Raw genomic sequence first — 26,426 nt, forward strand, 5'->3', positions numbered from 1 at the left:
TAATTCCCTTTATCTATACCTCATACGGTAAAAGTTATTCCTTAAATTTTGGCTCTGTTAAAAAAGTCTGTTGATTTTCGTTCCAGGCGCTTCTTTCCGCGGGACTGGCGCTTTAACATAGCCAAATTTTTAAAAGGCCGTTGATTTCAACAAATATTTAACAGGTGAAAAATTAGTGATTAGATGGCAATGACTTTTTACTTAAATGCTGTGTTAAACGAGTCTGTTGATTTCCGCTCCAGGCGCTTTGCTTTCCGGGGGGCGTCAGGTGAGCCTCCTCGTCGCTTTTGCTCCTGCGGGGTCTCACCTTAGCCGCTGATCCCCCAGGACACTGAATAGCTTCCTCGAATCTGCCCACGCACGATGGAAATGCGATAGCATTTTCGGAGGAGTCTGCGCGCCTTCCGCTCCAATCAACAGGTGCTAAAAATCAACATTGTACTTTAACACAGCCTACTTAAAAAAGCTCGATCGTTTGAGAAAAGTACTAATTGGCACAATACCAATTGATAATCATTAATAAATAATAATAATTATAATTAAGTATTGATTTTTAAATAATTTTAATGATAATATATACACATAGACACTGATCAGGGGAGGATTCTGTGATGAAATTAAGAGACGAAATGCCGGAATTAACTGGCGCTACTGGATGGGTGAACGGTGAAGTAACAAAAGAAGAACTTTTAGGGAAACCTACTTTAATCCATTTCTGGTCTGTCAGCTGCGGACTTTGCAAAGAGGCAATGCCGGAAGTGAATGAATTCCGTGATGAGTATGAGGATGAATTGAACATCTTGGCGGTTCATATGCCTCGCTCTGAAAATGATCTTGATGTTGCAGTCATTGAAGCAATGGCAATGGGCCATGATATCTCCCAGCCAACATTCATTGATGGTGAGCATAAACTCACAGAGGCATTTGAAAATAAATATGTTCCTGCTTACTACGTATTTGATGCAGAAGGTAAGCTTCGCCACTTCCAGGCTGGCGGAAGCGGGATGACCATGCTCCGCAAACGTGTGAACCGAGTGCTTGGAAAAGAGGAAAAATAATTAAATAAAAATGCCACAGCGGATGAAGCTGTGGCATTTGTTATTTCTGTCTATTTAATTTTCCCATTAACGAGTAATTGTTTCCAAGTCTGTCCTCCATCAGTCGATTCATATAGATCATTCAGGATTGTAATGAAAGCGAGTCTGCCTTGCTCCTCATAATCAGCAGCAATATAAGTAATCGGGTTATCATAGGCCAAGGTTGGGATTGGCAGTTCGACTCCCTCTTTCTCCTGGTCAATCTTCACCAGCTTAATTTTCTGATCTTCAACTGGGGAAATGTACAGAGATTCCTTGGAAAATGCAGCTGCGGTCACCATATCATAATCGCCATTTTCTTTCACAGTCTGACCAGAATCATTTGAAGCAAAAACACCCTCCTTCGTGGCCATTGCAAAAGTATCCCCTTTGTCAGGATGAACAGCAATCATGCCGAACGTATTTGCTTCAAATCCATTTAAGGCAACTTGCTTCCAGCTCTCAGCGTTATCCTTCGACACATAAACACCTGCATCCAGTTTGGAATTTGGCTGTTCATTGATCACATATAAAGAATGATCCAGATAGCTTGCGGACAGGAAGTGAAAATCACTTTCTCCATAGAAAGCTACTTTTTCAATTGATTTGCCTAAATCCGTACTTTTTACCAGGCCTAACGGATTTTTCAAAGAGGACCCTTCTTCTGGATGGCCGCTTGAGTAAAATCCATCTTTTACTGCCTGGAAGCCCATATAGTCATGTTTTTCTGCTGCCGTTTCAAACCATTGGCCATCTTTATAAATCTTGATTCCATTATGTGATGCCACATAAAGTCCTTCATCGTTGCCTGGATAACCGATGCCGTGCATGTGCTCAATTCTCTGTGGCTTTGCTTTTACGATGAAATCTGTTCCGGCATTTTGCTGCTCATCATTCGTCTGATCTGCTTGCTTTTCCTCAGTAGCGGTATCCTGTTGATTTTCTTCAGCTGGAGATTGCTTTGGTTCTTCCTTGTCCTTAGAGCAGCCAGTAAAGACAAGCATGGCTGCCGCAAGCATGATCATAAAGCTTTTTTTACTTATTTTCATTATTACTTCCTCCGTTTTTCCTCTTAGTTGTCCAATAATAGTACCAAACACCTGCTCCAACCGCAAAGAACGCTGCAGCAAGCTGGTATTCCATTTTCCAGCCAAGTACAGTATGTACAGAATAGGATTCAATCAGGAGAGCCGGGATTTTACCAATGGTGCTTGAAACCATAAATGCTGCTGCACCCATCCTGCTGATTGAGGCAGCCAAAGTAACAAGTCCGGACGGCGCGAATGGAAAAATCCTCAGCAGCAAAACGAGAATGAATGCCTCCCATCCCCCTGTATTCTTCAGTTTTCCCAATAACTTTATCGTATGGGAACCACTGTTAAACTTTTCGCCAAGTTTTTTTAAGCCTTTCCGATAAAGGAAGAAACTGATGATAGCACCAACAGCCTCCCCAATGATTGAGAGTGCTAGTCCACCTGCAAACCCGAAGTAAACGATATTGGCTGCTGTCACAAATGTACTCGGTACGATACCAGCAATTGAAATGAGCACACTCACCAATAGGCTAATCAAAATAGCAAGCCAAATAGGCTGATCTGCCAGGTATTCAAACAACATCATACTTTTTCCTCCGGTACTCATACTCATTGTTAAACTTTAAATGATTTCAATACTTTGTCACAGCTTCTGCTAAGTTTTTGCAAACCACCACTTTAAAATAAAGATATACCCAAAAGGAGCTGATCAACTTGAAAACAAGAGTACTAACCCTCATAAGTGCTGCACTTATTCTTGGTGCAAGCACTTCCGTATTCGCAGAAGATACAATAGAAGGTAAAGGCACTTTCAATTTCGGACAAATGAAACCGATGATGGAAAAAATGCACCCGGGTCTATCAAACAAAGAATTAAAGCAAATGTACAATGGCTGCCACGGAACAAATGGAGCAATGCCCAGCAAAAATTTTCAAATGATGGATGAAGCCCACATGGACATAGTTGATTGATGCACCTTTCCAAGGTTAATGAATTTTAAAAAACAAAAAGAGGTTCCGGAACACCCGGAGCCTTTTGCTTCTCTCAACAATTATAGACCAAAACTTTGCAGAAGGAATGGAACAAGCTATGAAAAAGAGGATCTGCTAGATTTTAAGTGCCATCTTAAGACGGCATCCCTTTCCATAAAGCAATCTTATTTTGACAAAAAAAGAAAACAGCCAGTCCCTAAAAGGAATTGGCTGTTTCATCAGATACTAAGCTAAGTTGTCTCCAACCTTATGCTGTGAAGGAAGATCGGCTATTAGTGAACCATCGGCTGAATGCTCTGATGGCAGATCGGCTACATACGTCCCGTCCGCTGAATGCTGTGATGGCAGGTCGGCTACATATGTCCCGTCCGCTGAATGCTGCGATGGCAGGTCGGCTACATATGTCCCGTCCGCTGAATGCTGTGATGGCAGGTCGGCTATATACGCATCGTCCGCTGAATGCTGTGATGGCAGGTCGGCTACATATGTCCCATCAACTGAATGTTGTGACGGAAGATCTGCAATGTCCATGGAAATAAAGCTAAAGACTCCAAAAAAGTTTGCTGCAATCACCGATACTAAGATAGCATTTTTCAATTTCAATCCTCCTCTTTCTCTGATGAGTTATTTGTTTAAGTTATTACACTTAAAACCGTTAGCAGTATTTAAGTAATTTTTCCATTTCTGTTATTACTAAACTAGCAAACTTCTCATTTTGCTGCAGTCTGAAAATCGTAATGGCTTTTTCCAGGTATTCTTTTCCTTCAGGTAATTTACCCATTTTTATGAAATTCATGCCGGTTTGGTAATGAAATTCACCAAATAAATACATATTTTCTTCATATATACAATTATCGATCCCTTTGCTGCAATAGATCAATGATTCCTCATACTTCTCCAGCTTGGATAATGCTTGAGCCAGTCCGTAAAGTATTTTTAACCAGATACTTGAATCAAGCACTTGAGGAAGCTCTGTTAAATTATTGAGTGCTTCCTGGAAAACTTCAATCGCCCGACCAAGATTGCCATTATCTTTTTCTACGATGGCGATACTCGTCAGGATTTCAATTTCACGCTCCGTCAGGTTCATTTTCTCTGGATTCGTTAAATTTAAAGCTTCGTACAGTATAGCCACTGATTTTTCTTTGTCTTCCTCAAGATAGTTGGTGCAGATGCCCTCATGCCACATTAAAAATTGCCGGAAGGAGGTATGCTTGAACAACGGGTTATCTTTCTCCTTTTTTAGGATTTCATTAATCGCTGCATAATCCCGCTCTCGTTTATATTTATTAATTAATTGCATCACCGCGTGAGCATTGTTATATGTATCAGAGGAAGCAATGTCAAAAAAGTGGTTAAGATCCACATTGAGTTTCAGTGCAATTTTATAGAGTTGGTCAATCGTTGGATATTTCTCTTCTTTTTCAAATTGAACCATATCCTCCTCAGAACAAATGCCCTCTGCTAATCGAGCCATTGTAAAACCTTTATAAACTCTTAAAGATTTAAGAATTTCTCCGAAGCTATACCCAACCAGGCTCATTCCTACACCCCATTTAATATTAATTACCTTTATATTATCACAATGTTTAAAAATTTTAAAAATCAGAAGAAATACCAGGAGGATAACCCCGATATTTCCTCCTGGACTAAGATTTCATTTTATATACGTAAAGTAAGGCAATATGAGGCATCCAATTGATAGCATGATCACAACAATAGATCCTGACTTATTTTTTTGTTTCCACAATGTCACTGCAAACATAATGGAATAAAAACAAATCAGTGTAATCGAACCCCAAATGAGAAAGATCATTTTAATCCCTCACCTCTTTAAGCTTAGGAAGCTTGGTCTGCCTTCCAAATTCGCCAAAGCGGATATTGACTTTCACTTTTACAACAGCGTCAGGATAAGACTTCATCCAATCAAAATCCCGGAATTCCGGAAGTGTTTTAAAATGCCTCCTGATCGGGACGGATAAATGGAAGGTATCGCCTTTGAATTCTTCCTGAGTCCGGGTAATATATTCATTCATCTTATCCTCAATTTTTTTCGTGATGAATCTCTGTAATTCCATTACCTTCCCTTTATTCTTTGCATAATTAATCATACTGGGATCACTTAATATTTCTACAAATAAAGGTACCTCGATTAAAATTTCAGGTCTGCCATATTTATTTTTATAGGTATATTTATTTTGTCTTTTCTGGGAAACTCTCGCTGAAATCCGATATGTTTCATTGAAAGGATCTTGAAAATTTGTCATGATATCTTCCGTATTCCATGTATTGTCCAATAAACTTGAGATTCTCGTTTCCTCGCCGGTAATTTTGCCTATCATCATGCCTTCTTTAAAGACTGCGGAGCCGATGAATTGTGCATTCCTGGTTGTACCCTCTGCATGGACCTCCCCAGCCATTAAGTCATCATCAGAAACCTTCATTTCTGATTCGTCCTTTTCCGTTGTCGCATAAATGGCAAGAAATAGGTCTGCATCACTTTCAGTAATACTATAGTAACTATTAAGATCTGTGTCAGGAATCATTCCTGTCTCCTGGCCTCTCTCAATCATCAATTCAAAAAATTTATGGGGCCGGGTTTCGATCTGTGGTTTATTCGTTAATACAAATTTTTCCGCCTTTTCTTTTGAAACGATTAATTTTGCACTTCTTTTAATTTCGCGGTCCTTTGCCGCACTATAGATCCATCTTATAAAATTCGGATTTGCTGCAAAGTCCTCTGAGACAATCATCACTTGCAGCAAGTCATATGAAATCTCTCTTGCAATGATAGCATTGGCCGTATTCCTGGATGAAATGAAATCGTCTGCAACCAATGAAACGATCTCCTGGGTTGGTTCATTCGTTCCACCGCCTGTCTGCTGGGAGCCCACTTCCGGGTTCGCAATTAAGTATGATACCTTGATTTTTCCCTCTTGCTCTGCCTCATCAAGCCCAATCGCTATGACATATGCCTTTTGGTCCAATTCCTTTTGGTCCCAGCAGCCAGCCAGGCTTGTGACAATCACGCAAATAAATAGGAGCCTAACCAGATTTTTTAACATTTTCATTCTTAAAATCTCCCCGTATTTTTGCCACAAGCCACATAAGCGGAGGCAATACCATAAAGGCAGGACTAAGCAGCAATAAGTTTTTTTGTCTCAAAGTATAGAGAACAATCGAAGGGCTTTCAGGCGCGTAGCCAATCAATACGATAATGGCTGTGATTAGAGGAATTAGATATTCAAATTCCTTTATTTTTAGAATTCCCCCGAGCAAAACAGCACTTAAATAAAGATAGAATGAAAACCTTATAAAAGTTGATACAAGCCAAAAAGGAAAAAATAAAGTCTCTACATTGGCCAGAAAACCGATCTGGATGTACCGGATCGTTTCGTGGAATGGATAACTGAGCATTTCTGCAGTAGTGTAATCAAACAGCATAACAAATCCCACTAATGCTAAGCTTATTTCGCTGGTTACAATGAGAAGTGCTATAAGGGTTCCCTTTTTGAAATCATTAAATGTAGTCACCAGCGGAGCTATTAGTCCCAGAAAGAAAAAATCTGCAAATATTGATACATTTTTAGCAGAAGCTTTCAGGATGCCGAGCTTCCCTTCTCCCCACAGAGGGAATAAGTATCCTATGCTCCCTGCCTTGAATGTGAAGATCAATGCAATGAATAAAGTTATTTTTATATAGGGCAATAACAGCCAGGATACCGCACCAATTTGTTCAATCCCGCGTTTGGCTCCATAGGCACAAACCGTCATAAGAATCGCATAAATGACGATTGGCGGTGTCTTTGTAAAATACATTGTTCCTATGATATCTACATATACACCAGAGTCTATGATCAAAGCGGATACACCGCCTAATAATAGGAAGACTGAAATAAGATTTCCTATAAATTTCCCAAACAGATGGATCATTACCTCATGCAGGTTTTTATTTTTATGTACTGAAAAAACCTTTATTAACAAGAGAATAGGAATTAATGCTGACATACCTATTAAAAGGGTTGCGATCCAGCCAGCATTTTTTGCATTTTCATAAATAATGGACGGGGTATCATCACTTAATTTTGCTCCAAGGGTAAGCAGGATGATCGCTGTATATTCCTTAATTCCAATTTTCCCTTTATTCTGCTTCATGTTTTATGCCTCATCGCTCTTTTTTTGCATATCAGCCGGCTTTAAAAAGCCCGGCCTTAATTTTTCATTTTTTATGATCTTGCGAAAAATAGTATCCTTGGAAGACTTATAACTTGGAGACATCGGTGCAAGATAAGGGACACCAAATGACTTCAGTGAAACCATATAGAATAAACCGGCTACGAAGATGGCTGTCATCCCATAAATGCCGAGCATGGCTGCACTAAAAATGAACACAAAACGGATTAGCCTTACAGCGAAGTTCAAACTTATATCGCTTACGGCAAAAGAACTGAGACCGCCTAGTGCGACTACAATAATCACGATTGGGCTGATAATATTCGCTTGTACCGCTGCCTGTCCGAGAATGAGAGCCCCTACAATCCCGATTGTCGGACCGATTGGACTTGGCACACGAAGTCCTGCCTCCCTAATCAGCTCAAATGCCGCTTCCATAATCAGAATCTCAATAACTGCCGGAAAAGGTACCTTCTCTCGGGAGGAGGCAATGGCAAGCAATAAATCAGGTGGAATCATTTCGGCATGATACGTGGTAATAGCCACATAGATAGCCGATGTAAAGACCGTTATGAACATGGCTACCATTCTTAAGGCCCTTGTAAAATTGGCATATACAAACCGTAGATAGTGATCTTCCGGGCTATGGAAAAAAGACCAAAAGGTAGCCGGCAAAATTAAACTGTCTGGAGAATTATCCATTAATAGGACGATATAGCCATCCTCCAAAAAAGAGGCAGCGCGGTCTGGCCTTTCACTAGAGAGGATACTCGGGAATAATGAATAGCTGCGCTCCTCGATATATTCCTCAAGCAGTGACAGGTTTTGAATCGAGTTAACCTCCAGTCTGCCCAGCCTTTTCTTGATGTTGCTGACAAGCTTTTCATTTGCCAGCCCGCGTATATATACAATGAAAACATCATTATGAGAGCGCTGGGAGATTTCAACTGCTTCAACCATCAGGTTCTCATTCCTGATTTTTTTCCTGAGCAGCGATATATTTGTAACAGCCTTTTCAATGAACGCTTCCTTAGGCCCCTTGATCAGGATTTCATTATCTGGCTTTTCTATCGCCCTGCTTTGGAAATCTGGACAATCCATGACATAAGCCCTGGCTTCCCCGTCTATAAGAAGAACCGCATTCCCCTTATTAATTTCTTTCACTGCGTCTTTGAAATAAAAGTTATCATGTACCAATTGCACGGAAACGATATCTTTTATCTGCTTTTTTCCTGATGTATTTTCAGTCAAAGGCTTCAGGATGTGTTCTTCAATACTTTTTATATCTGTAATTGTGCTGATAAATATGATTGCAGCCTGTTTATCCAAGCCTTCAAGATACAGCTCTCTTAGCTTCACATCCTTATTGTCAGGTATGCTGTAAAGCTTTTTTAAGATAGTCAAGTTTGATTGAAGGTCATGCGTGAGTTCTTTTTCTTTAAGCTCAGATTGCTCTCCCACACTTTGTTGTCCCTGGGGAGATTTTTTATTTTGCTGCTTTTTAAAAAGCTTTAGCATATCCCTTAACATAATGGATCTTCTCCCTGCCGGTCTAAAACTTCTTTTCCTTTTCTTAACATTTGCTATTTTGTTAATTTTTATGAGGAGATGGAGGAATTAAATCGTCACTTCATTATCTTTTTGCGGCAGCTATGTTGAATATTGCTGTGGTTTCGAAAAATTTTCACAACTGGTGAAATGGTTGAGTCAACCGGTGAAATACTTGGCTCAACTGGTGAATTAATTAATCTAACTGGTGAATTACCCTTTTTAACTGAAGGCTCAATTAATGCTGAATGTTGATTTCTAAACCCTGTTGATTGTAGTGGAAGGCGCGTAGACTCCAGCGGGCGCAGCTGGACAGGTGAGACCCCGCAGGAGCGAAGCGACGAGGAGGCTCAGCGCCAGCCCCGCGGAAAGCGAAGCGCCTGGAACGAAAATCAACAGCCTAGTTTTAAAGAGCCTAATTGAAAAAAAGTATTTCAACGTACATAAATCTTGCTCACTTCATGAAGAATTTCACTAGAATTTGAAAAAAGTCATTTAAACAAAAAAACAGCCCAGGATCTAATCCTGAGCATTAAAAAGCAGTTCAATTCTTATTGTTTTTTTCTTTTCGTCCAAATGAAATAGATAATTCCGGCAATCAGTGCAATCACAGCTACGGGTATGATATATGGCCTCGCGACATCTTTAATGCCTGCCCAATTTTCACCGAGGGCCATTCCGAGGTAAAGAAAGAAAATAGTCCATGGAATGATCGCGGCAATTGTGTATAAAGTGAATTTGATAAAGGACATTTTCGCAATTCCTGCTGGAATCGAAATAGCATGTCTTACTACGGGAATAAACCTAGCAGAAAAGATCACACCAGGACCATATTTGTTGAACCACTGTTCGGCCAAATCGATATGGTGTTTATTAATCAGCAAGTATTTCCCATACTTTTCAAGCACATGCCTTCCGCCATAAGATCCAAGCCAATATAAAAACAGCTGGGCGATTGTTCCCCCGATCGTTCCTGCAATCACTGCTCCGGCAAATCCAATGGTTCCTTGAGAGATCATGTATCCCCCGTAACCAAGAACGATTTCACTGGGGATCACTTCAAGCATCAAGCCCAGGGCTATCCCGAGGTATCCCAAGCTAGACAGCCACTCCAAAACATTTAATATAAAATCCTGCACTTAAGTACCCACTCCAATCTTTTACCTGACTTGTTTCATTATAGTTCTTCAAGGGACTTTTCGTAAACTTTGGTTTGTATAAAGCTCCATCCAGGTTTTCACGGATTACTATTTAAGGATGAATGCCCTTATACTTTGTACAATCTTAATAAAGTGATTTTTTGATATGCTTCATAGCCTTTGAGGCATTTCTTCAAAGTTAATATAGAATCGATAGCACACCTGAATTTGGTGTGTTATTTTTGTGTGATTTAAGCACAATATAAAAGATGTTCTTTTGATTTAATCATCAAAAGCTATTGGGTTATTTATCACCTTTTTTATCTGAGCATAATAGAACTGTAAGGGAGTAGATCGCATTGGGTCAATCGAATAAATTAGGTGTCTGGATATTAACTGCTCTTGTTGTAGGCAATATGGTAGGATCGGGAATATTCATGATTCCCCGTTCCCTTTCTGAAGCAGCAAGTCCTCTCGGTGTATTATTGGGGTGGCTGCTGACTGGATTTGGTGTTTTGATGACTGCTCTTGTATTTGGAAATCTGGCATTAAGAAAGCCTGAACTGACTGGCGGTCCGCAAGTTTATGCAAAAGAATTATTCCCTCCAAGATCGCACGCTGGAACACTTTCTGGCTTCATGGCTTCATGGGGCTACTGGATTGGCAATTTTGCTGGAAATATTGCCATCATCACCACTTTTGCAAGCTATCTATCTACATTCTTTCCTATTTTGACAAGCCAATCCGAACTTTTCACCATTGGCAACACAGTAATTAGAACCGGAAATTTAATGACATTCATTGTATGTACCCTTCTTTTATGGGGAACTCATTTTATCATTTTAGGTGGAATGGAACAGGCTGGAAAAATGAATTTCTTAGCCACAGCAGCAAAAGTAATCGGCTTCTTTTTGTTTATCATTATAGGCTTGTTTACATTTCAAAAAGCAAACATCCTGCCTTTCTCTGCTCCCCGTTTTGACGAAGCTGGCCATTCAGTCGGTTTGTACGGACAAATCAACAATGCCGCAATCACTACCCTATGGGCATTTATCGGGGTGGAATCTGCTGTCGTATTTGCTTCAAGGGCGAGGCGGCCTGCAGATGTCAAACGGGCGACTGTTCTAGGATTAGTGATTGCTCTAGTCATATACATTGGAATCAGCATGCTTGTTATGGGGATGCTTGACCAGAAATCTTTGATTGCATCGGAGAAGCCATTGATCGATGCGATTGAAACTGTCCTCGGACCAATTGGCGGTAAAATTCTAGCCATACTTGGATTGATCAGCTTATTCGGTTCTACGATTGGCTGGGTATGGTTAAGTGCCGAGGTTCCCTACCAGGCTGCCAGACAAGGTCTTTTCCTGCCTTCATTCTTGAGGGAAAATAAAAAAGGCCTTCCGGTTTTTTCTTTGATTATAACGAATATTTTGGGTCAGTTATTTGTTTTTTCGACCATTTCCAACTCCATTGCAAACGCATTTGACTTTATTATTTTTATTGCAACATTGTCCTATTTAGTCCCTTATTTCATCTCTTCTGTTTTCCAATTAAAGCTTGTACTCACTGGGGAAACGTATACCAGCATGAAATCAAGAGTGGTGGATGGAACGATTGCAGCGATTTCGACTCTGTACTCGATATGGGTCATTATTGCGGGTACATCGGATCTAAAAACGTTTGCCTTCGGAGTCATCCTCCTTGCGAGCGGAATTTTCTTTTACGGCAGGGTGGCGCCACAGAGGTTAAAAGAAACTTAGCATAAGCACGCAACTATTAGGATAATGAGAAAGAACCTGCCAATGATAATGCAGGTTCTTTCTCATTGATTAAAACCAGCCGCCCCTAAGCAGGATTTTAATGCCAATGAAGATGATTAAGAATGCAAAGATAACGATTACAACTATTCCGATAATCTGTAAAAATGATAATCCTAAAAATGCTGCCAAAGTAAGAGCCCCAACTCGATAAAGAGCATATCCCGCTAAAATTACAGCAAGGAAAAGCCAAACATATGAATTTGATCCTAACGACATATCCTTATCCCTCCTTTACTTTACAGCATATGTGCGAATGAAAAAATGGTACGGGCTAGCGCACATTTTAAGTAAAGGAGCGTTTTAAAAACTGATGCTAAGCCAAAAATAGTATTACATCCTAGTACATTATTTCGTTGCAACGCTGTTTTTGAACTAGGGAATAAGGGAAAAAGTAATTAATAATTTCTTACATATGAAGATAAAGATTTTAGGGGGAGTTAACTTGACGAACCAAATTTATGTTCGTTTCATTCGTCTGCCAATTTTAACAAGGTTTTTAATGATCGCCGCTTTCATTATTTTTATTTTTGGTGCAATCATCCACCTCATTGAACCACAGAGTTTCCCCACTGTTTTTGATGGGATTTGGTGGGCAATCATTACTGCATCAACTGTTGGCTACGGGGATTTCTATCCATCGACTTTTCTGGGACGAATTACTGGCATCCTTCTGTTGCTGGTTGGGACAGGGTTTTTGTCCTCTTACTTCATCCATCTTTCAGCCGCCACAGTGACAAAGCAGAACCAATATCTTAAAGGAAATGTTATTTACAGAGGGGCTGGCCATGTCATCATTATTGGCTGGAACGAAAGGTCTCGGTCAATTATTCGATCTATGGCTGAATCTAAGGTGCAGATTATTTTAATTGATGAATCCTTAAAATCAAATCCCATCAGTGATGAAAATGTTCATTTTATTAAAGGCAGAGCGAACAGCGACGATACACTCTTAAGGGCTAAGATTCAAACAGCCTCCAAGGTGATTATTACGGCAGATCAGAACCTGGATGAATTGCACGCAGACATGCACACAGTGCTGACTTTACTGGCAATAAAAGGTCTCAACCCTGATATATACTGCATCGCTGAAATACTGACAGGCGAGCAGATCAATAATGCACGCAGAGCGGGAGCAGATGAACTGATTCAAACTAACTCTTTAACTAGCGCTGTCATTTTAAACAGCATCTATACAGAAGGTCATGTTAATTCACTTCTTGATTTTTTGGGAGAACTAAATGGCAAGCACCTTGCCTATATACCTGCCGATAACAAAACAATCGGCAAAAATTTCGCCGAGGCAAGCACGTTGCTTTTAGGCCAGAATGTGATTTTGATTGGCATTAAAAAAGGGGATGACATCGCAGTCAACCCCAGCAACCATATTAAAATAGATCAAACCGACATGCTGTTAACGATTACCAATTAGCGGGTCAAGATGGAAGATTCGACTTCATGGACCAGTGATTTTCCTACTTCAATATATTTTTCCGGGAAGCTTGCATCTTTGTCCACTGGCTCCTGGAACTGGTTGAAGGAAGCAGCGGCGTTGCCGATATTAGCATGGTCGTCAATTCCTCGCTGGTACTTATGTGAAAGAAGAATGGGCCGCTGCAATTGAACTGTACAGCCACGTGAATCAAGCTGGCCATCGATAGCTTTAAAGGGAATTCTCAAAAATTGATAACCAACCTCGTCATCGATTTTATAATCAAATGCTCCATGGTCATAATCCCAGTTTCCGCCAATCGTATAACCAAGAGGTTTAAGCAGCTGTTCCAATTTAAAAAGGTCAAAGTGTTTGCCTTCAAGTTCAGATGGAATTTCAATCACAGGATGTTCCGCCTTTCTGTGCATTTTAAGGTTAGTTTTAACCAAAATGGAGTATTTCATTATGGGATTTTTGATTAGGAGCTCTGGAAGGAATGCTTAAAAAATGCCAGCTTCCGGAGAATCCTCTATTCTTGCGGGAAATGCGGTTTTTTTCGGAGAATAATTGTGCGGTTTGCTGAAATGACTTCGTATATACCATAAAAAGGAGTACCCCAAAATGAGGTACTCCTTTTTATCATTTATTTAAGTCGCTTTTCGAGTTCTGCTTTCTTTTCCTCAAAGCCTGGTTTGCCAAGCAATGCGAACATATTTACTTTGTATGCTTCAACACCTGGCTGGTCGAATGGATTTACTCCCAGAAGGTAGCCGCTCATTGCGCATGCTTTTTCAAAGAAATAAACAAGGTAGCCAAATGTGTACTCATCCAGCTGTGGAATTGTAAGCACAAGGTTTGGAACGCCGCCGTCTGTATGGGCTAGCATTGTACCTTCAAATGCCTTGTTGTTTACAAAATCAACTGTTTTGCCAGCAAGGTAGTTCAAGCCGTCAAGATCGCTGTCAGCTTCCTCAATCACCATTTCATGGCGAGGCTTCTCGACCTTGATGATGGTTTCAAACAAGTCGCGTCGGCCTTCTTGTACATATTGTCCAAGAGAGTGAAGATCGGTAGAGAAGTTTGCTGAAGAAGGATAAATTCCCTTCTGGTCTTTCCCTTCACTTTCGCCGAACAGCTGCTTCCACCATTCAGAGAAGTACTGAAGTGATGGTTCATAGTTAATTAGCATTTCGATTGTTTTGCCTTTATTGTAAAGAGCGTTACGGACTGCAGCGTACTGGTAAGCAGCATTTTCTTCAAGCTCGGACTTGCTGAAGTCTTCCATAGCCTGCGCTGCACCCTTCATCATCGCTTCGATGTCTGAACCACTGACAGCGATTGGCAGCAAGCCTACTGCAGTCAATACTGAGTAACGGCCGCCGACATCATCAGCAATCACAAATGATTCATAGCCTTCTTTATCAGCAAGAGTTTTCAATGCACCGCGTGCTTTGTCTGTTGTCGCGTAGATGCGTTTGCGAGCTTCTTCCACACCGTATTTCTCTTCAAGAAGCTTGCGGAAGATACGGAAGGCAATCGCAGGCTCAGTTGTTGTTCCAGACTTGGAGATGACATTGATCGAAAAGTCTTTGCCTTCTAAAAGATCCATCACGTCTGTCATATAGCTGGAGCTAATGTTATTACCAATAAAGATGATTTGCGGAGTCTTGCGCTTCTCTTTTGAAAGAGCGTTATAAAAGCTGTGCTGCAAAAATTCAAGTGCCGCACGAGCACCCAAGTATGATCCGCCGATTCCAACAACAAGCAATACATCAGAATCGCTTTTGATTTTTTCAGCAGATTTCTGGATGCGTGAGAATTCTTCTTTATCATAGTTCACAGGCAGGTCGATCCACCCTAAAAAGTCACTGCCCGCACCCGTTTTTTCGTGCAATGAATGATGGGCTACTTTTACAAAATCCCTTAAATATGTAACTTCGTGTTCACCAAAAAAGCTTAGCGCCTTTGAGTAATCAAAACGAACATGTGTCATGTCTGATCCTCCATTTAATTGTATTCTCTACCACTTTAACGAAAGCTCCACCAAGAATCAAGAATCACACTAAAGTGTAAGCGTGACCAATTGTGAAATATTTTTAAAATTTCACGACTTCGTTATTTTTTTCCTTGTTGAATGTTTTTAACCCCCTGAAAAAACAATAGTCCGGGAAGTCACCCGGACATGCAGATTAAGGCATTTTCGCCTTGATGATTAATCTGTGCGTAGCTGTATCAATTGGCGTGCAGGTAATAAGAGTCAGTGTTTTTTCATCATCGCTGCCCATAAGCACGGATACATCATTCGGTTCGACGACTAATGTTTCGTAAACCTCATATTGATAGGTTTGGTCCTTGTCCTTTACCGTCACTAAATCCCCTGTGGCGATTTCATCCAGACGGTTGAACATTTTGCCATAAGCTCTGCTGCGATGGGCGGCAATCGCGGTATTACCGGCGTTTCCCGGTAGTGCCGTTCCTTCCAGCAGACCGGCTCCAATCGCCATGTTAGCCATGGAAGCCCCGTTCAATACCGGAAGCCTTAGATTAATTTTATCGATTTCGATAACACCAACCATTCCAGGATTCACTTTTTGTTTTTCTTCGTTTTTTTTCTCTTCCTGATTCATAATAGGCTTGGCTGATTCAACAGTTTCCGCCTTCGTTTCGATGCTGAACACCTCTTCCAGGCTGCCAAGGCTCTCTGCTGCTTCATTTTCATTAAGGGAGTTATTTTCCCACTTGTCCATCATTTGTTTCTGGCTGTAGGATGTATATAAATCCTTCATCGCAGGATAAAAGAAAATTGAAAACCCGGTCAGGATTAAAAATATCGAAAATACCTTTTTCACCATTTTCACCTCAGATATAAATAAAGAGAGGAATTTCTTCCTCTCTCAAGTTTTTTTCACAATTAATTCTTCAATGGATTTTTGATCCTTAACATAACTCCTCCTGCTGCAATCAAGAAGCCGAGGATATAGTAAGGCATCCGGCTGCTTTCACCCGTTTGCGGAAGAACATCGCCGCCAACCCAGCCTTGTGAACCTGTCGATCCTCCAGGTGTATTTCCTGAGCCGGAGTTCTTCATAGGAACTGGCGATGCGCCTTCATTTGTTTCTTCACCGACGATCTCTCCTTGCATGCTCCAATTTACTTTAAGAGTTAGAACCTGATTTTCCAGGTGAACCATTTCTTCAGATAATTGTGTTAAGGGGATGACCTTTGTCTGCCCATTGCTTGTTAATTCGAGTCCTTTCAGCATATCCATTTTCGCTTCTTCTGTTAAATGGATTGTCCAAACATGATTCACAAGCTTAAACTCAATACGTTTCCCATTCATCATTATTACTGCAGCACTGTCAATTTTGCCCTTGCTGTCATCGATCATTAAGCTTAATGTCTTGAATGTGTTTTTCAGAGGGATATCACATTTTTCCATCCAGTAGTTGATCGTTCCTTCTGCCTCTACTCCAATCTTAAGGTCGCTTACAGGTACAACGAGCTCACCGCCGCTGGTAAAAACAATTTTAAATGCAGTGATGTCTTCCGTTACAAATTCTCCGCCATCCAGCAATTTGAAGAGTGGTGATTTACCTGGATGGGTCATTTCCTTCCATTCGCCTTTAATCTCTACAAATACTTTTGCCGCTGGGCTTATACAGTCCTTTACATGCAGATGGATTTGAGTGCTTTTATTTGCATCCTTATCAGGTGCAGTTTCTCCACTATCAGGCAGGTCACAATTTTCAAGCCAATAGTTGATTGTCCCTTCTGCCTCGACACCCACTTTAATTTCACTAACAGGAACTACCAGTTCTTCTCCACCTTCAAAAACAAGCTTAAAAGCCGTAACATCATCCTTAACAAATTCTCCACCATCCAGCAATTTGAAGAGTGGTGAGCTTCCTGGATTGGACATTTCCTTCCATTCGCCTTTAAGTTCAACAAAAACACTTACAGTTGGATTTACACAATCCTTCAGATGCAAATGAATTTGCGTACTTTTATTTGTATTCACTACTTTTTCCGATACTGTTTCTACCTTCGTTTTTGTTTCTTTCTCATTTTTTGCTATTTCAACTGTTTGATCATTCTCAACCTTCGTTTCAGCTTTTTCTTTATGATCAGCTTGCTGAATCTGTGCAGCTTCTTTTTTCACAGCTGAGTTTCCTTCAGTATTGTTATTATTCGAGTTTGCTGTATTTTCATTTTGAGCCTTTGGTTTAGCCGCTTCTGTTTGAGCTTGATTGCTCTTCTTTTTGGAATCAACCTGAGATGATTGTTTGCTGTTTTTTACAGTCTGACTTTCGGCGCTGCCAGCTGCAAATGCCCCAGTTACAGGCAGGCTAATGAATAACAAAAGCATCAAGGATAATAGAATGGACACATGTTTTATAGGTTTCAACTGTTTAATCCCCTTTTCATAGTTTTTTCTCATTATTAATTGCATCATAAATAAACTGAATATTCAGTTATTTTACTGGAAATTTCGCCTCTCTTTCGATAATATTTTGCGATTTTTTGACAAAAAAAGCCGCCAGGACAAATTTCTTAATCCATGGCGGCTGGACGATCATAGCTGCCTAATTAGGCTGCCTTAGACTCCTGGCTTTGCGTCCCAGCTTTTCAGCTGGTTTGCTATTTGCATGGGCGGTGACGACACTTTATGTAAAATATCCCTTTAGCTCCATTGTCTTATAGTTAGAGAATTACCACAGTTAACCATATCGTTAAACATTTAGACCTAGAAATATTTTTGGTAAATTTTTCTTTAGTTTCATTTTTCAACCGAGAACAGTGATAATATAAGTGTTTTAATTATTTATAAAGATGGATCGATATTAGTATTCTCCTAGTTAAATGAAAAAGGACCCAGTTTACTGGGTCCTTTTGACTTTTATAAAGACTTGCGATAAATTTCCACCACATCTTCGTGGGTCAATTTTGTGAAGTTGCCAAATTCTCCATTGACCATTGCTTTATCTGCCATTACTTCAATCTTGCTGTCATCGATATCATAATCTGCAAGTCGGGATGGTGCTCCGATGCTTGACCAGAATTCACGCAGCTTTTCGATTCCTTCAAGACCGGCTTCTTCGTCTGTCTTACCTTCAGGATCCACGTTGAAGACCCTGACAGCCATTTTTTTGAAGCGTTCTGGTTTTACCTTCAAATTGTGCTTCATCCAATTCGGGAACAGGATAGCAAGTCCTCCGCCATGCGGAATGTCATAAACTGCTGAAACTGCATGTTCGATGTTATGAGTAGCCCAGTCACCGCGGTAACCCATTGATAGCATACCGTTCAGTGCCATTGTGCCTGCATATAAAATAGTTGCGCGATGCTCGTAGTTTTCAAGATCAGCCAGAAGCTTTGGCGCTGTTTCCATGACAGTCAGCAGCAGGGATTCGCACATGCGATCCTGGAACTCAGTGTTCTCAGTCAAATGGAAATAATGTTCAAACACATGAGACATCATATCGACGATTCCGTAGATTGTTTGGTCTCTTGGTACAGTAAATGTATTCACCGGGTCCAGAATGGAGAACCTTGGGAACGTCACTGGGCTGCCCCAGCCGTATTTTTCATTCGTTTCCCAATTCGTGATAACCGAACCTGCATTCATTTCAGAGCCTGTTGCAGCAAGAGTCAACACCGTACCGAATGGAAGTGCAACGGAAGCGAACGCCTTCTTTGTCACAAGGTCCCATGCATCGCCATCATATTTGGCACCGGCAGCGATTGCTTTAGTACAGTCAATAACACTCCCGCCGCCTACCGCAAGCAGGAATTCAATTCCTTCTTCCTTGCAGATTTGGACGCCCTTACGGACAGTAGATATTCGTGGATTAGGCTCAACACCTGAAAGCTCAAACACCTCTGCGCCAATTTCTTTTAAAAGTTTTAGGACCGAATCATAAAGCCCATTTCTCTTTATGCTTCCGCCGCCATATACAAGAAGAACTTTTTTGCCATATTGAGGCACTTCATTCTTCAATTCCTCAAGTTGGCCTTTGCCAAAAATCAATTTAGTTGGATTATAAAATGTGAAATTATCCATTTGAATCACCTTCCTTATCGCCCATTATGTTCTTTTTTTAAAAGCAATGCAAAAGAATTGCACTTCTTAATGTTCTCCAATGTGCTATAAAAAGTTACAGTTTTTTTTACCAGAATAATGTTTAAATGGCAGAGATGAATAATATTGTTACTGCTGAATCAACCTAAATACGAATCCATATTTTAAGGAGGAAACATCCATGAGTGGTATTCAAAGAATTGCATTGGTCCTTACGATTATTGGTGCTATTAACTGGGGCTTAGTCGGATTCTTCCAATTTGATCTTGTTGCAGCAATCTTCGGAGGTCAGGACGCAGCATTGGCCAGAATAGTATATGGCTTAGTAGGACTTGCGGGTTTAATCAATCTAGGACTTCTTTTCGCTCCAAGCGAAGAAGAAGAAAGAGCAGCAGAACCAAGGGCCACAAGATAATTTTAAAGAAAAATCACCGATTGGCGAGCGCTTAAGGCCAAAACAGAGTCGTAGCTGCCCTTATGCATTAGGAAAGCATAAATTACGAAAAAAATTTATGCTTTTCTATTAGCCAAGAAAAAACCCGTCCGGATATTGGACGGGTTTTCGTATGTGTTTTTTACGATAAAACCTTCTTGATACGCTCAATTGCCCAGTCCAAGTCTTCCTGGCTGATCACAAGGGGCGGGGCGAAGCGAATGACAGTGTCATGTGTTTCTTTGCATAGCAAGCCTTCCTCTTTTAAATCCTCACAATATTTACGGGCAGGCTCTGTCAATTCAACACCGATGAAAAGTCCTCGGCCGCGGATATCTTTTATCATAGGGTTATCGATTTCACGAAGCTTGCTGATAAAATATTCACCAAGTTCAAGCGACCGTTCAGCCAGCTTTTCGTCAATCAATACGTCAAGTGATGCAAGCGATACAGCGCAAGCCATTGGATTGCCTCCAAATGTGGATCCATGTGAACCTGGGTTGAAAACACCTAGTACATCACTGTCAGCAACTACACAGGAAATCGGGAATACTCCGCCGCCCAGGGCCTTGCCTAGAATATACATATCAGGCTCGATGTCTTCCCACTCACACGCAAACATTTTTCCTGATCTAGCAAGTCCTGCCTGGATTTCATCCGCAATAAACAGTACATTGTTTTCCTTACACAAATCAAATGCAGCACTCATGAAGCCTTCTGGCGGAATGACAATCCCAGCCTCTCCCTGGATTGGTTCAATTAAGAACGCAGCAGTGTTAGGAGTGATTGCCGCCTTCAATGCTTCAAGATCTCCATAAGGAATCAATTTAATTCCTGGAAGCATCGGCCCAAAGCCCCGCTTATATTCAGCTTCAGAAGACAACGAAACCGCTGTCATTGTCCGGCCATGGAAATTACCGATACAAGCGATGATTTCAGCCTGGTCTTCAGCTACACCTTTAACATCGTAAGACCAGCGACGAGCAGCTTTAATTGCTGTTTCAACCGCCTCTGCTCCTGTATTCATAGGCAGCGCCATTTCTTTATTTGTCATTTTGCAGATTTTTTCATACCAAGGTCCAAGCTGATCATTATGGAAAGCTCTTGACGTTAGCGTCACTCGGTCAGCCTGATCTTTAAGAGCCTGGATGATTTTTGGATGGCGATGACCCTGATTTACTGCAGAGTAAGCACTTAGCATGTCCATATATTTATTGCCTTCAGGATCCTCTACCCAAACACCCTCTGCCTTAGAAATAACGATTGGCAGCGGATGATAGTTATTGGCGCCATACTTTTCTGTCTGTTCAATCAGAGAGTGTGTTTTTGTTGTAGTCATGAATCTTCCTCCGTTCCAATGAAAAATTGGTTAGACAATCATATTGTAACCTGTAGAATCATGCTAGGTAACCCCATAAAGAAAGAAAAAACGGAATTGTCGGGTTTTTCTTATAACAAGCCAGGATTCATCGTAATTTATGCGATAAGTGGATTGAATGTGGATAACAATTCGACCTCTACATACTTCTACTCTTAGGAGAATCCCCAGTCTCCAATAATCCTTATTGGAACATCCGATGCCTCGGTTTCTCACTCTCTATTGTTCCAATGACCCTTATTGGAACATCCGATGCCATGATTTCTATCCCTCCATTGTTCCAATGACCCTTATTGGAACATCCGATGCCATGATTTCTTCCCCCCATTGTTCCAATGACCCTTATTGGAACATCCGATGCCATGATTTCTCACTCTCCATTGTTCCAATGACCTTTATTGGAACATCCGATGCCATGATTTCTCACCCTCCATTGTTCCAATGACCTTTATTGGAACATTCGGTGACTCGATTTCTCTCTCTCCATTGTTCCAATGACCTTTATTGGAACATCCGGTCCCACCATTTCTCTCTCCATTGTTCCGATCATGTATTTTAATTTCTATAATTAATCTAACGACATAAAAAAAAAACCGGACTCAATTGCCCGGTTTTTTCAAAAGCTATTACTTCTTAGCCATGTCTGACTGGTCGATCCACTCTTGAAGCTTATCCTTCAAAGTGTTGAAACCTTGTGCTGAATCATCCTGGTATTGAACAACTGCAGCTGGACGCTTATTGCGTGGCTTCTTTGGTGCACGTTGAACTTGCTCAGGTGCTTCTTCAGTTGCACGGATAGATAATCCAATTTTTCCAGCAGCTTCATCAATTGACAATACTTTCACTTTCACTTCGTCGCCAACTGTAAGGTGCTCGTTAATATCCTTAACATAACCGTGTGTGATTTCTGAAATGTGCACTAGACCTTGTGTATTTTCATCTAATGCAACGAAAGCGCCATATGGCTGGATTCCTGTAACTTTTCCTGTTAAAACACTGCCTACTTCAATTTTCTCTGACATCGAAACACTCCTAAATTTTGTTGTATTTTATCCCATTAATACGCAATTAAAAATTATATCATATAATGTAGTTTTAATCAAAAGGAATAGGATAATTCTTATTTAGGAGTTTCCAATTTTTTTCGGGCTATTGAAGAGGCATGTATCTGATTTTCCAGATTCCATCCTCTTGGACCATTTGGAAGACCGGTGCATCTGCACGTTCCTTGAAATGTAATTGGATCCCGGTAATCAAATCTGAATTCTTTTCTGAATAATAGAGCGAAGCATGGTCATACTCTTCAAGCATCGTGCTAAGCTTCATTTCGGCAGCCTGTTGTTCACTGATATATTGCTCTTCAGAAGGCAATGCGTCTTTTTGAGAATATAATGCATACTTTGTCGCATAATCCTTTACTTCATCCGAATAGAAATAGAGCTGCATCACCTGAAACGCGCTATAATTTCTGAGGATATTTACATCTTTTTTGGCTGAAAACTCCTCATAGGCAGACTCCATTTCCGCTGTTAATGGCAGGATGCTTTGAGTAATCATAATTTCAGATTTATCAGGAGTCTTGATGTTCATATATTTTGGGAAGATTACTGCCCGCATCGAAAACTCCGGATCCTGTTTGAAATTATTTTTTTCAAGCTGATCATAAAAAATTTTGACGGCTGCTCCTGTATCGGTGTCTGGATATGTATCTATTACATAACGATAAGCGCTTTTTACTTCTTCCTTTAAGACTTTATTGTCAGTGAATAAAGGTTTTGCAGGATGCCCTTTAACAAACAGAGCATAAAGGGATTGAACATCAATTTTCATCCATTGTTCAATCGTTGGATCCTGAACGATTTTAACCCCTTTCTCATGTTTCACCAAAAGCTGTCCCAAATTCTTATACGATAATACATTGCCTTGCGAATCCTGTACTCGGTTGCTTTTTAGCTCCAGATAATAAATAAAATCAGGATTGGTTTCAGGTTTCAGCCTTTCAGCTACGCTTAGATAATCAATATAGATTTCGATCTTCCCATCCTCTGCCCTAAAAGCATAGCCATTTCGAACAGCACCTTCAGCAAGCCTTTTTAAACCAGGGGTGGAGATTCCTTCACCGCCAGCATTCAATTTTTCAACAACATCCGCCACGCTCGCCTTTTCCAATGCTTTATTGATTTCCCCTTCGTACAGGACTAACGATTGTAAATAAGCTCCCCAGTAAGACTCCAGTTGGCCGAGCAGGTTATATTCATCTCCCCTGTCATATTGATGATTCCCGGCTCCTTGGGACAGCTTTTCCATGATTTCAGATGGCATGGTGAAAGCTTCAGCGATTGCATTCTTGATTTCCTTTGATTTTCGTTCAAATTCACCTCGATTAATTGCTTCTGGATTTTCAAGTACCTCAGCTTCAAATTGGGCAATATCATCAAGGATATTTTGATAAAAGAATTGCTCGTATCCCGCTCCAAGACCTAAATTTTCTTTTGTATAGGTTTGCCTTTCCGTATAATAAGCTTGCAATGCTGTTATTTTTTCTTTTACTTCTGATTCTGTCAGTTCACCTTTCTTTTCGCTGCTGTCACCCGATGTCTCGTTAATGCCTGGTTTTTCTGACGCAGATAGATCGATATCATCGATATACTGCATCATTAAGACTCCGGCAATCATTCCTACACCGATAAAACTTGCTGCGTATGGCAGGTGAAACCACTTATTCTGTTTCTTTCTCTTTTGGTCTTTTTTAATGGCCGCAAGAATTTCCGATCGGTTCTCCTCTTCATGCATGTCGAGATATGCTTTTCTCAAGCTTTCGAGACGCTTCTCCAACAATTGATCATCCATGGTTTTCACCCTCTCTCTTCTCAGCTAGCGCGAGCAGCTTTTTCAAATGTTCTTTGCCTCTTAAAAGGCGTGTTTTTACATTCGCCAGCGATATGCCTGTAATTTCCGCGATATCGCCATAGCTTTTATCATGAAAATAAAATAGGACAATCGGGATTCGATATTTCTCATCAAGTTTTTGAATGCATTCGTGCAAGGTTCTGTCTTCCTCAAAACGGAGGATGCTTTCTTCAGCGGTTTTCCCATTGAAAGTACGCTCCTTTCCGAATTTCAGCACCTTTTTAATCTGTCTTTGTTTATTGCGGGCAAAATCCCTGGTTACATTTAGGGTGATTTTATAAAGCCAGGTCGTAAACTTCGCCTGTGAAAATTGATCCAGGAAGCGAAAAACCCTGACAAACACTTCCTGTGTGATATCATCTATGTCGTCATAATTGGTTCCAAGCTGGAAGGCAAAGCGCTTGACGGTGGGAGTATAAACATCGATCAGTTCCGCAAAAGCCTGCATGTTTCCGTTCCGGGCCCGAAATACTAAATCCTCTTCATTCATTTGGATCCCCCAAACTGATTTCTCTTTTTTTATCAAAAAATTGAACTGTTCCAGCAAGAAAAAATCTTATCGAAACAACTTTATCTATAAAACGGCGGATTTCCGTTTATGTTTCGAAAAAATAGTAAAAAGTTACATTAATTGGTTAAAACCTGAAAATACTATGCTTTTAACTGAATAAATAGTAACATGAATAAATAATTTTCTGTTTTATCAGAAAAAATTTTTTTCTGGATATTTTAAAAGGAGTTTTTATATGGACAAGCATGAACAATGGACCTCTAAACTTGGTTTTATCCTTGCGGCTGCCGGATCGGCAATAGGTCTAGGGGCTATCTGGAAGTTTCCTTATATGGCGGGTACAAACGGGGGCGGCATTTTTCTTGTCCTTTTCCTGCTTATGACTATTTTAATCGGAGCACCAATTTTATTGGCCGAATTCATCATTGGCCGGAACACTCAGAAAGACGCGGTTATGTCTTATAAACATCTAGCTCCCAAAAGCGCATGGCCTCTGCTTGGCTACGGCGGTGTCATCGCATCCTTCATCATCCTTTCATTCTACAGTGTTGTTGGAGGATGGATCCTTTCTTACCTTGGACGAAGCTTGACTGGATCATTATCCGGCCTGACTCAGGCTGAGTATGGAACCACCTTCGAAAAAATCATTGCTAATCCTGTTGAGGCATTGGCCGTGCAATTCCTTTTCATACTGCTAACCATCTGGGTTGTCCAGGGCGGTGTTCAGCAGGGGATTGAAAAGGCAAGCAAATACATGATGCCCGCACTATTTATCATTTTCATTGTCCTTGTAATCCGTTCACTCACACTCGAAGGGGCAATGGAGGGCGTTGAGTTCTTTTTGAAGCCTGATTGGTCTGCAGTCACTGCTGAAACTGTGCTGCTGGCACTGGGCCAGTCTTTTTTCGCCTTAAGTGTCGGCCTCTCTGTAATGGTCACCTACGCTTCGTATTTATCTAGAGGTGAAAGCCTGACAAAATCAGCATTCTCTGTCGTTGGCTTGAACATTTTCATCTCACTGCTCGCTGGGCTTGTCATTTTCCCTGCAGTATTTGCACTTGGATTTGAACCGGAAGCTGGTCCCGGACTAGTATTTGTTGTTTTGCCCGCAGTATTTGAGCAGCTTGCCTTTGGAGGGTTATTCTTAACGATCTTTTTAATTTTGCTATTGTTTGCTACATTGACATCTGCCTTTTCCATTTTAGAAATCATCGTTGCAGTTCTTTCGAAAGGGAATGTGGAGAAGAGGAAGAAATATGCCTGGATTTCAGGGATGCTGGTTTTTGCTGCTGGAATACCAAATGCCCTTTCCTTTGGCGTATTATCCGACGTGAAATTTTTTGGGAAGACATTCTTTGATCTCGCTGATTTTATCACGAGCAATATTGCCCTTCCGCTTGGCGCTTTCTTCATAGCCATTTTTGCAGGTTATATACTCCCTCGAAAATTGGTTAGGCAGGAGCTTGAAACAGGTGCGGGGAAAAACTCGCTGTTATTTAACATTTGGTATATCGCAATCCGCTATATCGTTCCTGTTGGCATTGGCATTGTCTTTTTACAATCTATAGGCATATTGTAAAGGTAGGCTCACTTAACCTTAATGGTTGATCTTTATTAATCTTATGGCTCTGTTAAAGCTGAATTTTGATTCTTAAACCCTGTTGATTGTAGTGGAAGGCGCGAAGACTCCTCCGAAAATGCTAACGCATTTCCATCGTGCGTGGGGGGATTCGAGGAAGCAATTCAGTGTCCTGCGGGCGCAGCTGGACAGGTGAGACCCCGCAGGAGCGAAGCGACGAGGAGGCTCAGCGCCAGCCCCGCGGAAAGCGAAGCGCCTGGAACGAAAATCAACAGCCGTGTTTAATAGTGCCAATTTTTAAACACCATTCAACAGAGCCAA

The 26,426-nt window shown here is 40.9% G+C and carries 25 protein-coding genes and 1 riboswitch; of the genes, 6 read left to right on the forward strand and 19 right to left on the reverse strand.

The window, feature by feature from the left end; translation table 11 throughout:
* Positions 1-611 precede the first annotated feature (611 nt).
* The gene (locus AABM38_RS20045; protein ID WP_423407946.1) at positions 612-1,058 is read left to right on the forward strand and encodes a TlpA family protein disulfide reductase; all 447 of its coding nucleotides are present in this window, start codon (positions 612-614) and stop codon (positions 1,056-1,058) included.
* A gap of 50 nt (positions 1,059-1,108) precedes the next feature.
* Here AABM38_RS20045 and AABM38_RS20050 read toward each other — a convergent pair whose 3' ends face one another.
* Together AABM38_RS20050 and AABM38_RS20055 are read right to left on the reverse strand one after the other, a co-directional pair.
* On the reverse strand, positions 1,109-2,125 hold the full coding sequence (locus AABM38_RS20050; protein WP_423407947.1) for a F510_1955 family glycosylhydrolase: 1,017 nt from the start codon (positions 2,123-2,125) through the stop codon (positions 1,109-1,111).
* Positions 2,112-2,696 (reverse strand): TVP38/TMEM64 family protein, encoded by a 585-nt coding sequence (locus AABM38_RS20055; protein WP_423407948.1) that lies wholly within the window; start codon positions 2,694-2,696, stop codon positions 2,112-2,114. The genes AABM38_RS20050 and AABM38_RS20055 overlap by 14 nt, the downstream gene beginning before the upstream one ends.
* 128 nt (positions 2,697-2,824) lie before the next feature.
* Between AABM38_RS20055 and AABM38_RS20060 the strand changes: the two genes are divergently transcribed.
* Positions 2,825-3,082: a hypothetical protein gene (locus AABM38_RS20060; protein WP_423407949.1), complete on the forward strand. Its 258-nt coding sequence runs from the start codon at positions 2,825-2,827 to the stop codon at positions 3,080-3,082.
* A gap of 246 nt (positions 3,083-3,328) precedes the next feature.
* Here AABM38_RS20060 and AABM38_RS20065 read toward each other — a convergent pair whose 3' ends face one another.
* The 6 genes from AABM38_RS20065 to AABM38_RS20090 all read right to left on the reverse strand — a co-directional run bounded on the left by AABM38_RS20065 (position 3,329) and on the right by AABM38_RS20090 (position 9,963).
* Positions 3,329-3,700 carry a hypothetical protein gene (locus AABM38_RS20065; protein ID WP_423407950.1) on the reverse strand — a complete coding sequence of 124 codons (372 nt, stop codon included), beginning with the start codon at positions 3,698-3,700 and terminating at the stop codon, positions 3,329-3,331.
* Positions 3,701-3,758: 58 nt separating this feature from the next.
* Positions 3,759-4,646, reverse strand: a complete 888-nt coding sequence (locus tag AABM38_RS20070) for a hypothetical protein (protein WP_423407951.1) — start codon at positions 4,644-4,646, stop codon at positions 3,759-3,761.
* A 274-nt stretch (positions 4,647-4,920) separates the two neighbouring features.
* Positions 4,921-6,174 carry a Ger(x)C family spore germination protein gene (locus AABM38_RS20075; RefSeq protein WP_423407952.1) on the reverse strand — a complete coding sequence of 418 codons (1,254 nt, stop codon included), beginning with the start codon at positions 6,172-6,174 and terminating at the stop codon, positions 4,921-4,923.
* On the reverse strand, positions 6,149-7,258 hold the full coding sequence (locus tag AABM38_RS20080) for a GerAB/ArcD/ProY family transporter (protein WP_423407953.1): 1,110 nt from the start codon (positions 7,256-7,258) through the stop codon (positions 6,149-6,151). The genes AABM38_RS20075 and AABM38_RS20080 overlap by 26 nt, the downstream gene beginning before the upstream one ends.
* A gap of 3 nt (positions 7,259-7,261) precedes the next feature.
* Positions 7,262-8,806: a spore germination protein gene (locus AABM38_RS20085; RefSeq protein WP_423407954.1), complete on the reverse strand. Its 1,545-nt coding sequence runs from the start codon at positions 8,804-8,806 to the stop codon at positions 7,262-7,264.
* A 569-nt stretch (positions 8,807-9,375) separates the two neighbouring features.
* Positions 9,376-9,963: a DedA family protein gene (locus tag AABM38_RS20090; protein ID WP_423407955.1), complete on the reverse strand. Its 588-nt coding sequence runs from the start codon at positions 9,961-9,963 to the stop codon at positions 9,376-9,378.
* Between the two features lie 359 nt (positions 9,964-10,322).
* Between AABM38_RS20090 and AABM38_RS20095 the strand changes: the two genes are divergently transcribed.
* Complete coding sequence (locus AABM38_RS20095; RefSeq protein WP_423407956.1) at positions 10,323-11,726, forward strand: amino acid permease; 1,404 nt, start codon at positions 10,323-10,325, stop codon at positions 11,724-11,726.
* 69 nt (positions 11,727-11,795) lie between these two features.
* Here AABM38_RS20095 and AABM38_RS20100 read toward each other — a convergent pair whose 3' ends face one another.
* Entirely contained in the window at positions 11,796-12,002 is a 207-nt protein-coding gene (locus AABM38_RS20100; RefSeq protein WP_335375394.1) for a hypothetical protein, read from the reverse strand.
* Positions 12,003-12,228: 226 nt separating this feature from the next.
* Between AABM38_RS20100 and AABM38_RS20105 the strand changes: the two genes are divergently transcribed.
* Complete coding sequence (locus AABM38_RS20105; RefSeq protein ID WP_423407957.1) at positions 12,229-13,215, forward strand: potassium channel family protein; 987 nt, start codon at positions 12,229-12,231, stop codon at positions 13,213-13,215.
* Here the strand turns inward: AABM38_RS20105 and AABM38_RS20110 are convergent.
* From AABM38_RS20110 to AABM38_RS20130, 5 genes are all read right to left on the reverse strand, one after another.
* The gene (locus AABM38_RS20110; protein ID WP_423407958.1) at positions 13,212-13,619 is read right to left on the reverse strand and encodes a YugN-like family protein; all 408 of its coding nucleotides are present in this window, start codon (positions 13,617-13,619) and stop codon (positions 13,212-13,214) included. The two genes, AABM38_RS20105 and AABM38_RS20110, sit on opposite strands and share 4 nt — an antisense overlap.
* Positions 13,620-13,858: 239 nt before the next feature.
* Positions 13,859-15,208 carry a glucose-6-phosphate isomerase gene (locus AABM38_RS20115; protein ID WP_423407959.1) on the reverse strand — a complete coding sequence of 450 codons (1,350 nt, stop codon included), beginning with the start codon at positions 15,206-15,208 and terminating at the stop codon, positions 13,859-13,861.
* Between the two features lie 196 nt (positions 15,209-15,404).
* The gene (locus AABM38_RS20120) at positions 15,405-16,067 is read right to left on the reverse strand and encodes a class D sortase (RefSeq protein ID WP_423407960.1); all 663 of its coding nucleotides are present in this window, start codon (positions 16,065-16,067) and stop codon (positions 15,405-15,407) included.
* A 59-nt stretch (positions 16,068-16,126) separates the two neighbouring features.
* Complete coding sequence (locus tag AABM38_RS20125) at positions 16,127-17,620, reverse strand: LPXTG cell wall anchor domain-containing protein (RefSeq protein ID WP_423407961.1); 1,494 nt, start codon at positions 17,618-17,620, stop codon at positions 16,127-16,129.
* A 152-nt stretch (positions 17,621-17,772) separates the two neighbouring features.
* Positions 17,773-17,865, reverse strand: a riboswitch (cyclic di-GMP riboswitch).
* Positions 17,866-18,112: 247 nt separating this feature from the next.
* Positions 18,113-19,276 (reverse strand): iron-containing alcohol dehydrogenase, encoded by a 1,164-nt coding sequence (locus tag AABM38_RS20130; RefSeq protein WP_423407962.1) that lies wholly within the window; start codon positions 19,274-19,276, stop codon positions 18,113-18,115.
* A gap of 199 nt (positions 19,277-19,475) precedes the next feature.
* Between AABM38_RS20130 and AABM38_RS20135 the strand changes: the two genes are divergently transcribed.
* Positions 19,476-19,709: a DUF378 domain-containing protein gene (locus tag AABM38_RS20135; protein ID WP_335375387.1), complete on the forward strand. Its 234-nt coding sequence runs from the start codon at positions 19,476-19,478 to the stop codon at positions 19,707-19,709.
* Between the two features lie 160 nt (positions 19,710-19,869).
* On the opposite strand, the gene AABM38_RS20140 is transcribed toward AABM38_RS20135, so the two are convergent.
* The 5 genes from AABM38_RS20140 to AABM38_RS20160 form a co-directional block, all read right to left on the reverse strand.
* Complete coding sequence (locus tag AABM38_RS20140) at positions 19,870-21,066, reverse strand: ornithine--oxo-acid transaminase (protein ID WP_423407963.1); 1,197 nt, start codon at positions 21,064-21,066, stop codon at positions 19,870-19,872.
* A gap of 223 nt (positions 21,067-21,289) precedes the next feature.
* Positions 21,290-21,469 (reverse strand): hypothetical protein, encoded by a 180-nt coding sequence (locus AABM38_RS20145; protein WP_423407964.1) that lies wholly within the window; start codon positions 21,467-21,469, stop codon positions 21,290-21,292.
* A 262-nt stretch (positions 21,470-21,731) separates the two neighbouring features.
* Entirely contained in the window at positions 21,732-22,127 is a 396-nt protein-coding gene (yugI, locus tag AABM38_RS20150; protein ID WP_423407965.1) for a S1 domain-containing post-transcriptional regulator GSP13, read from the reverse strand.
* Between the two features lie 127 nt (positions 22,128-22,254).
* A complete protein-coding gene (locus AABM38_RS20155) occupies positions 22,255-23,955 on the reverse strand; it encodes a hypothetical protein (protein ID WP_423407966.1) in 1,701 nt (566 codons plus the stop codon).
* Complete coding sequence (locus tag AABM38_RS20160; RefSeq protein ID WP_423407967.1) at positions 23,948-24,505, reverse strand: RNA polymerase sigma factor; 558 nt, start codon at positions 24,503-24,505, stop codon at positions 23,948-23,950. The genes AABM38_RS20155 and AABM38_RS20160 overlap by 8 nt, the downstream gene beginning before the upstream one ends.
* Positions 24,506-24,761: 256 nt before the next feature.
* Between AABM38_RS20160 and AABM38_RS20165 the strand changes: the two genes are divergently transcribed.
* Complete coding sequence (locus AABM38_RS20165) at positions 24,762-26,105, forward strand: sodium-dependent transporter (RefSeq protein WP_423407968.1); 1,344 nt, start codon at positions 24,762-24,764, stop codon at positions 26,103-26,105.
* The last annotated feature ends 321 nt before the right edge of the window (positions 26,106-26,426 follow it).

Origin of the sequence: Heyndrickxia sp. MSNUG (assembly GCF_049532715.1) — a bacterium.
Lineage (GTDB): Bacteria > Bacillota > Bacilli > Bacillales > Cytobacillaceae > Mesobacillus.

Coding starts and splice junctions, on each gene's coding strand:
- AABM38_RS20120 (WP_423407960.1), bottom strand. CDS start 16,067: ATGGTGAAAAAGGTATTTTCGATATTTTTAATCCTGACCGGGTTTTCA.
- AABM38_RS20070 (WP_423407951.1), bottom strand. CDS start 4,646: ATGAGCCTGGTTGGGTATAGCTTCGGAGAAATTCTTAAATCTTTAAGA.
- yugI (WP_423407965.1), bottom strand. CDS start 22,127: ATGTCAGAGAAAATTGAAGTAGGCAGTGTTTTAACAGGAAAAGTTACA.
- AABM38_RS20050 (WP_423407947.1), bottom strand. CDS start 2,125: ATGAAAATAAGTAAAAAAAGCTTTATGATCATGCTTGCGGCAGCCATG.
- AABM38_RS20160 (WP_423407967.1), bottom strand. CDS start 24,505: ATGAATGAAGAGGATTTAGTATTTCGGGCCCGGAACGGAAACATGCAG.
- AABM38_RS20075 (WP_423407952.1), bottom strand. CDS start 6,174: ATGAAAATGTTAAAAAATCTGGTTAGGCTCCTATTTATTTGCGTGATT.
- AABM38_RS20130 (WP_423407962.1), bottom strand. CDS start 19,276: ATGGATAATTTCACATTTTATAATCCAACTAAATTGATTTTTGGCAAA.
- AABM38_RS20085 (WP_423407954.1), bottom strand. CDS start 8,806: ATGTTAAGGGATATGCTAAAGCTTTTTAAAAAGCAGCAAAATAAAAAA.
- AABM38_RS20100 (WP_335375394.1), bottom strand. CDS start 12,002: ATGTCGTTAGGATCAAATTCATATGTTTGGCTTTTCCTTGCTGTAATT.
- AABM38_RS20145 (WP_423407964.1), bottom strand. CDS start 21,469: ATGGCATCGGATGTTCCAATAAGGGTCATTGGAACAATGGGGGGAAGA.
- AABM38_RS20165 (WP_423407968.1), top strand. CDS start 24,762: ATGGACAAGCATGAACAATGGACCTCTAAACTTGGTTTTATCCTTGCG.
- AABM38_RS20155 (WP_423407966.1), bottom strand. CDS start 23,955: ATGGATGATCAATTGTTGGAGAAGCGTCTCGAAAGCTTGAGAAAAGCA.
- AABM38_RS20045 (WP_423407946.1), top strand. CDS start 612: ATGAAATTAAGAGACGAAATGCCGGAATTAACTGGCGCTACTGGATGG.
- AABM38_RS20080 (WP_423407953.1), bottom strand. CDS start 7,258: ATGAAGCAGAATAAAGGGAAAATTGGAATTAAGGAATATACAGCGATC.
- AABM38_RS20115 (WP_423407959.1), bottom strand. CDS start 15,208: ATGACACATGTTCGTTTTGATTACTCAAAGGCGCTAAGCTTTTTTGGT.
- AABM38_RS20140 (WP_423407963.1), bottom strand. CDS start 21,066: ATGACTACAACAAAAACACACTCTCTGATTGAACAGACAGAAAAGTAT.
- AABM38_RS20055 (WP_423407948.1), bottom strand. CDS start 2,696: ATGATGTTGTTTGAATACCTGGCAGATCAGCCTATTTGGCTTGCTATT.
- AABM38_RS20135 (WP_335375387.1), top strand. CDS start 19,476: ATGAGTGGTATTCAAAGAATTGCATTGGTCCTTACGATTATTGGTGCT.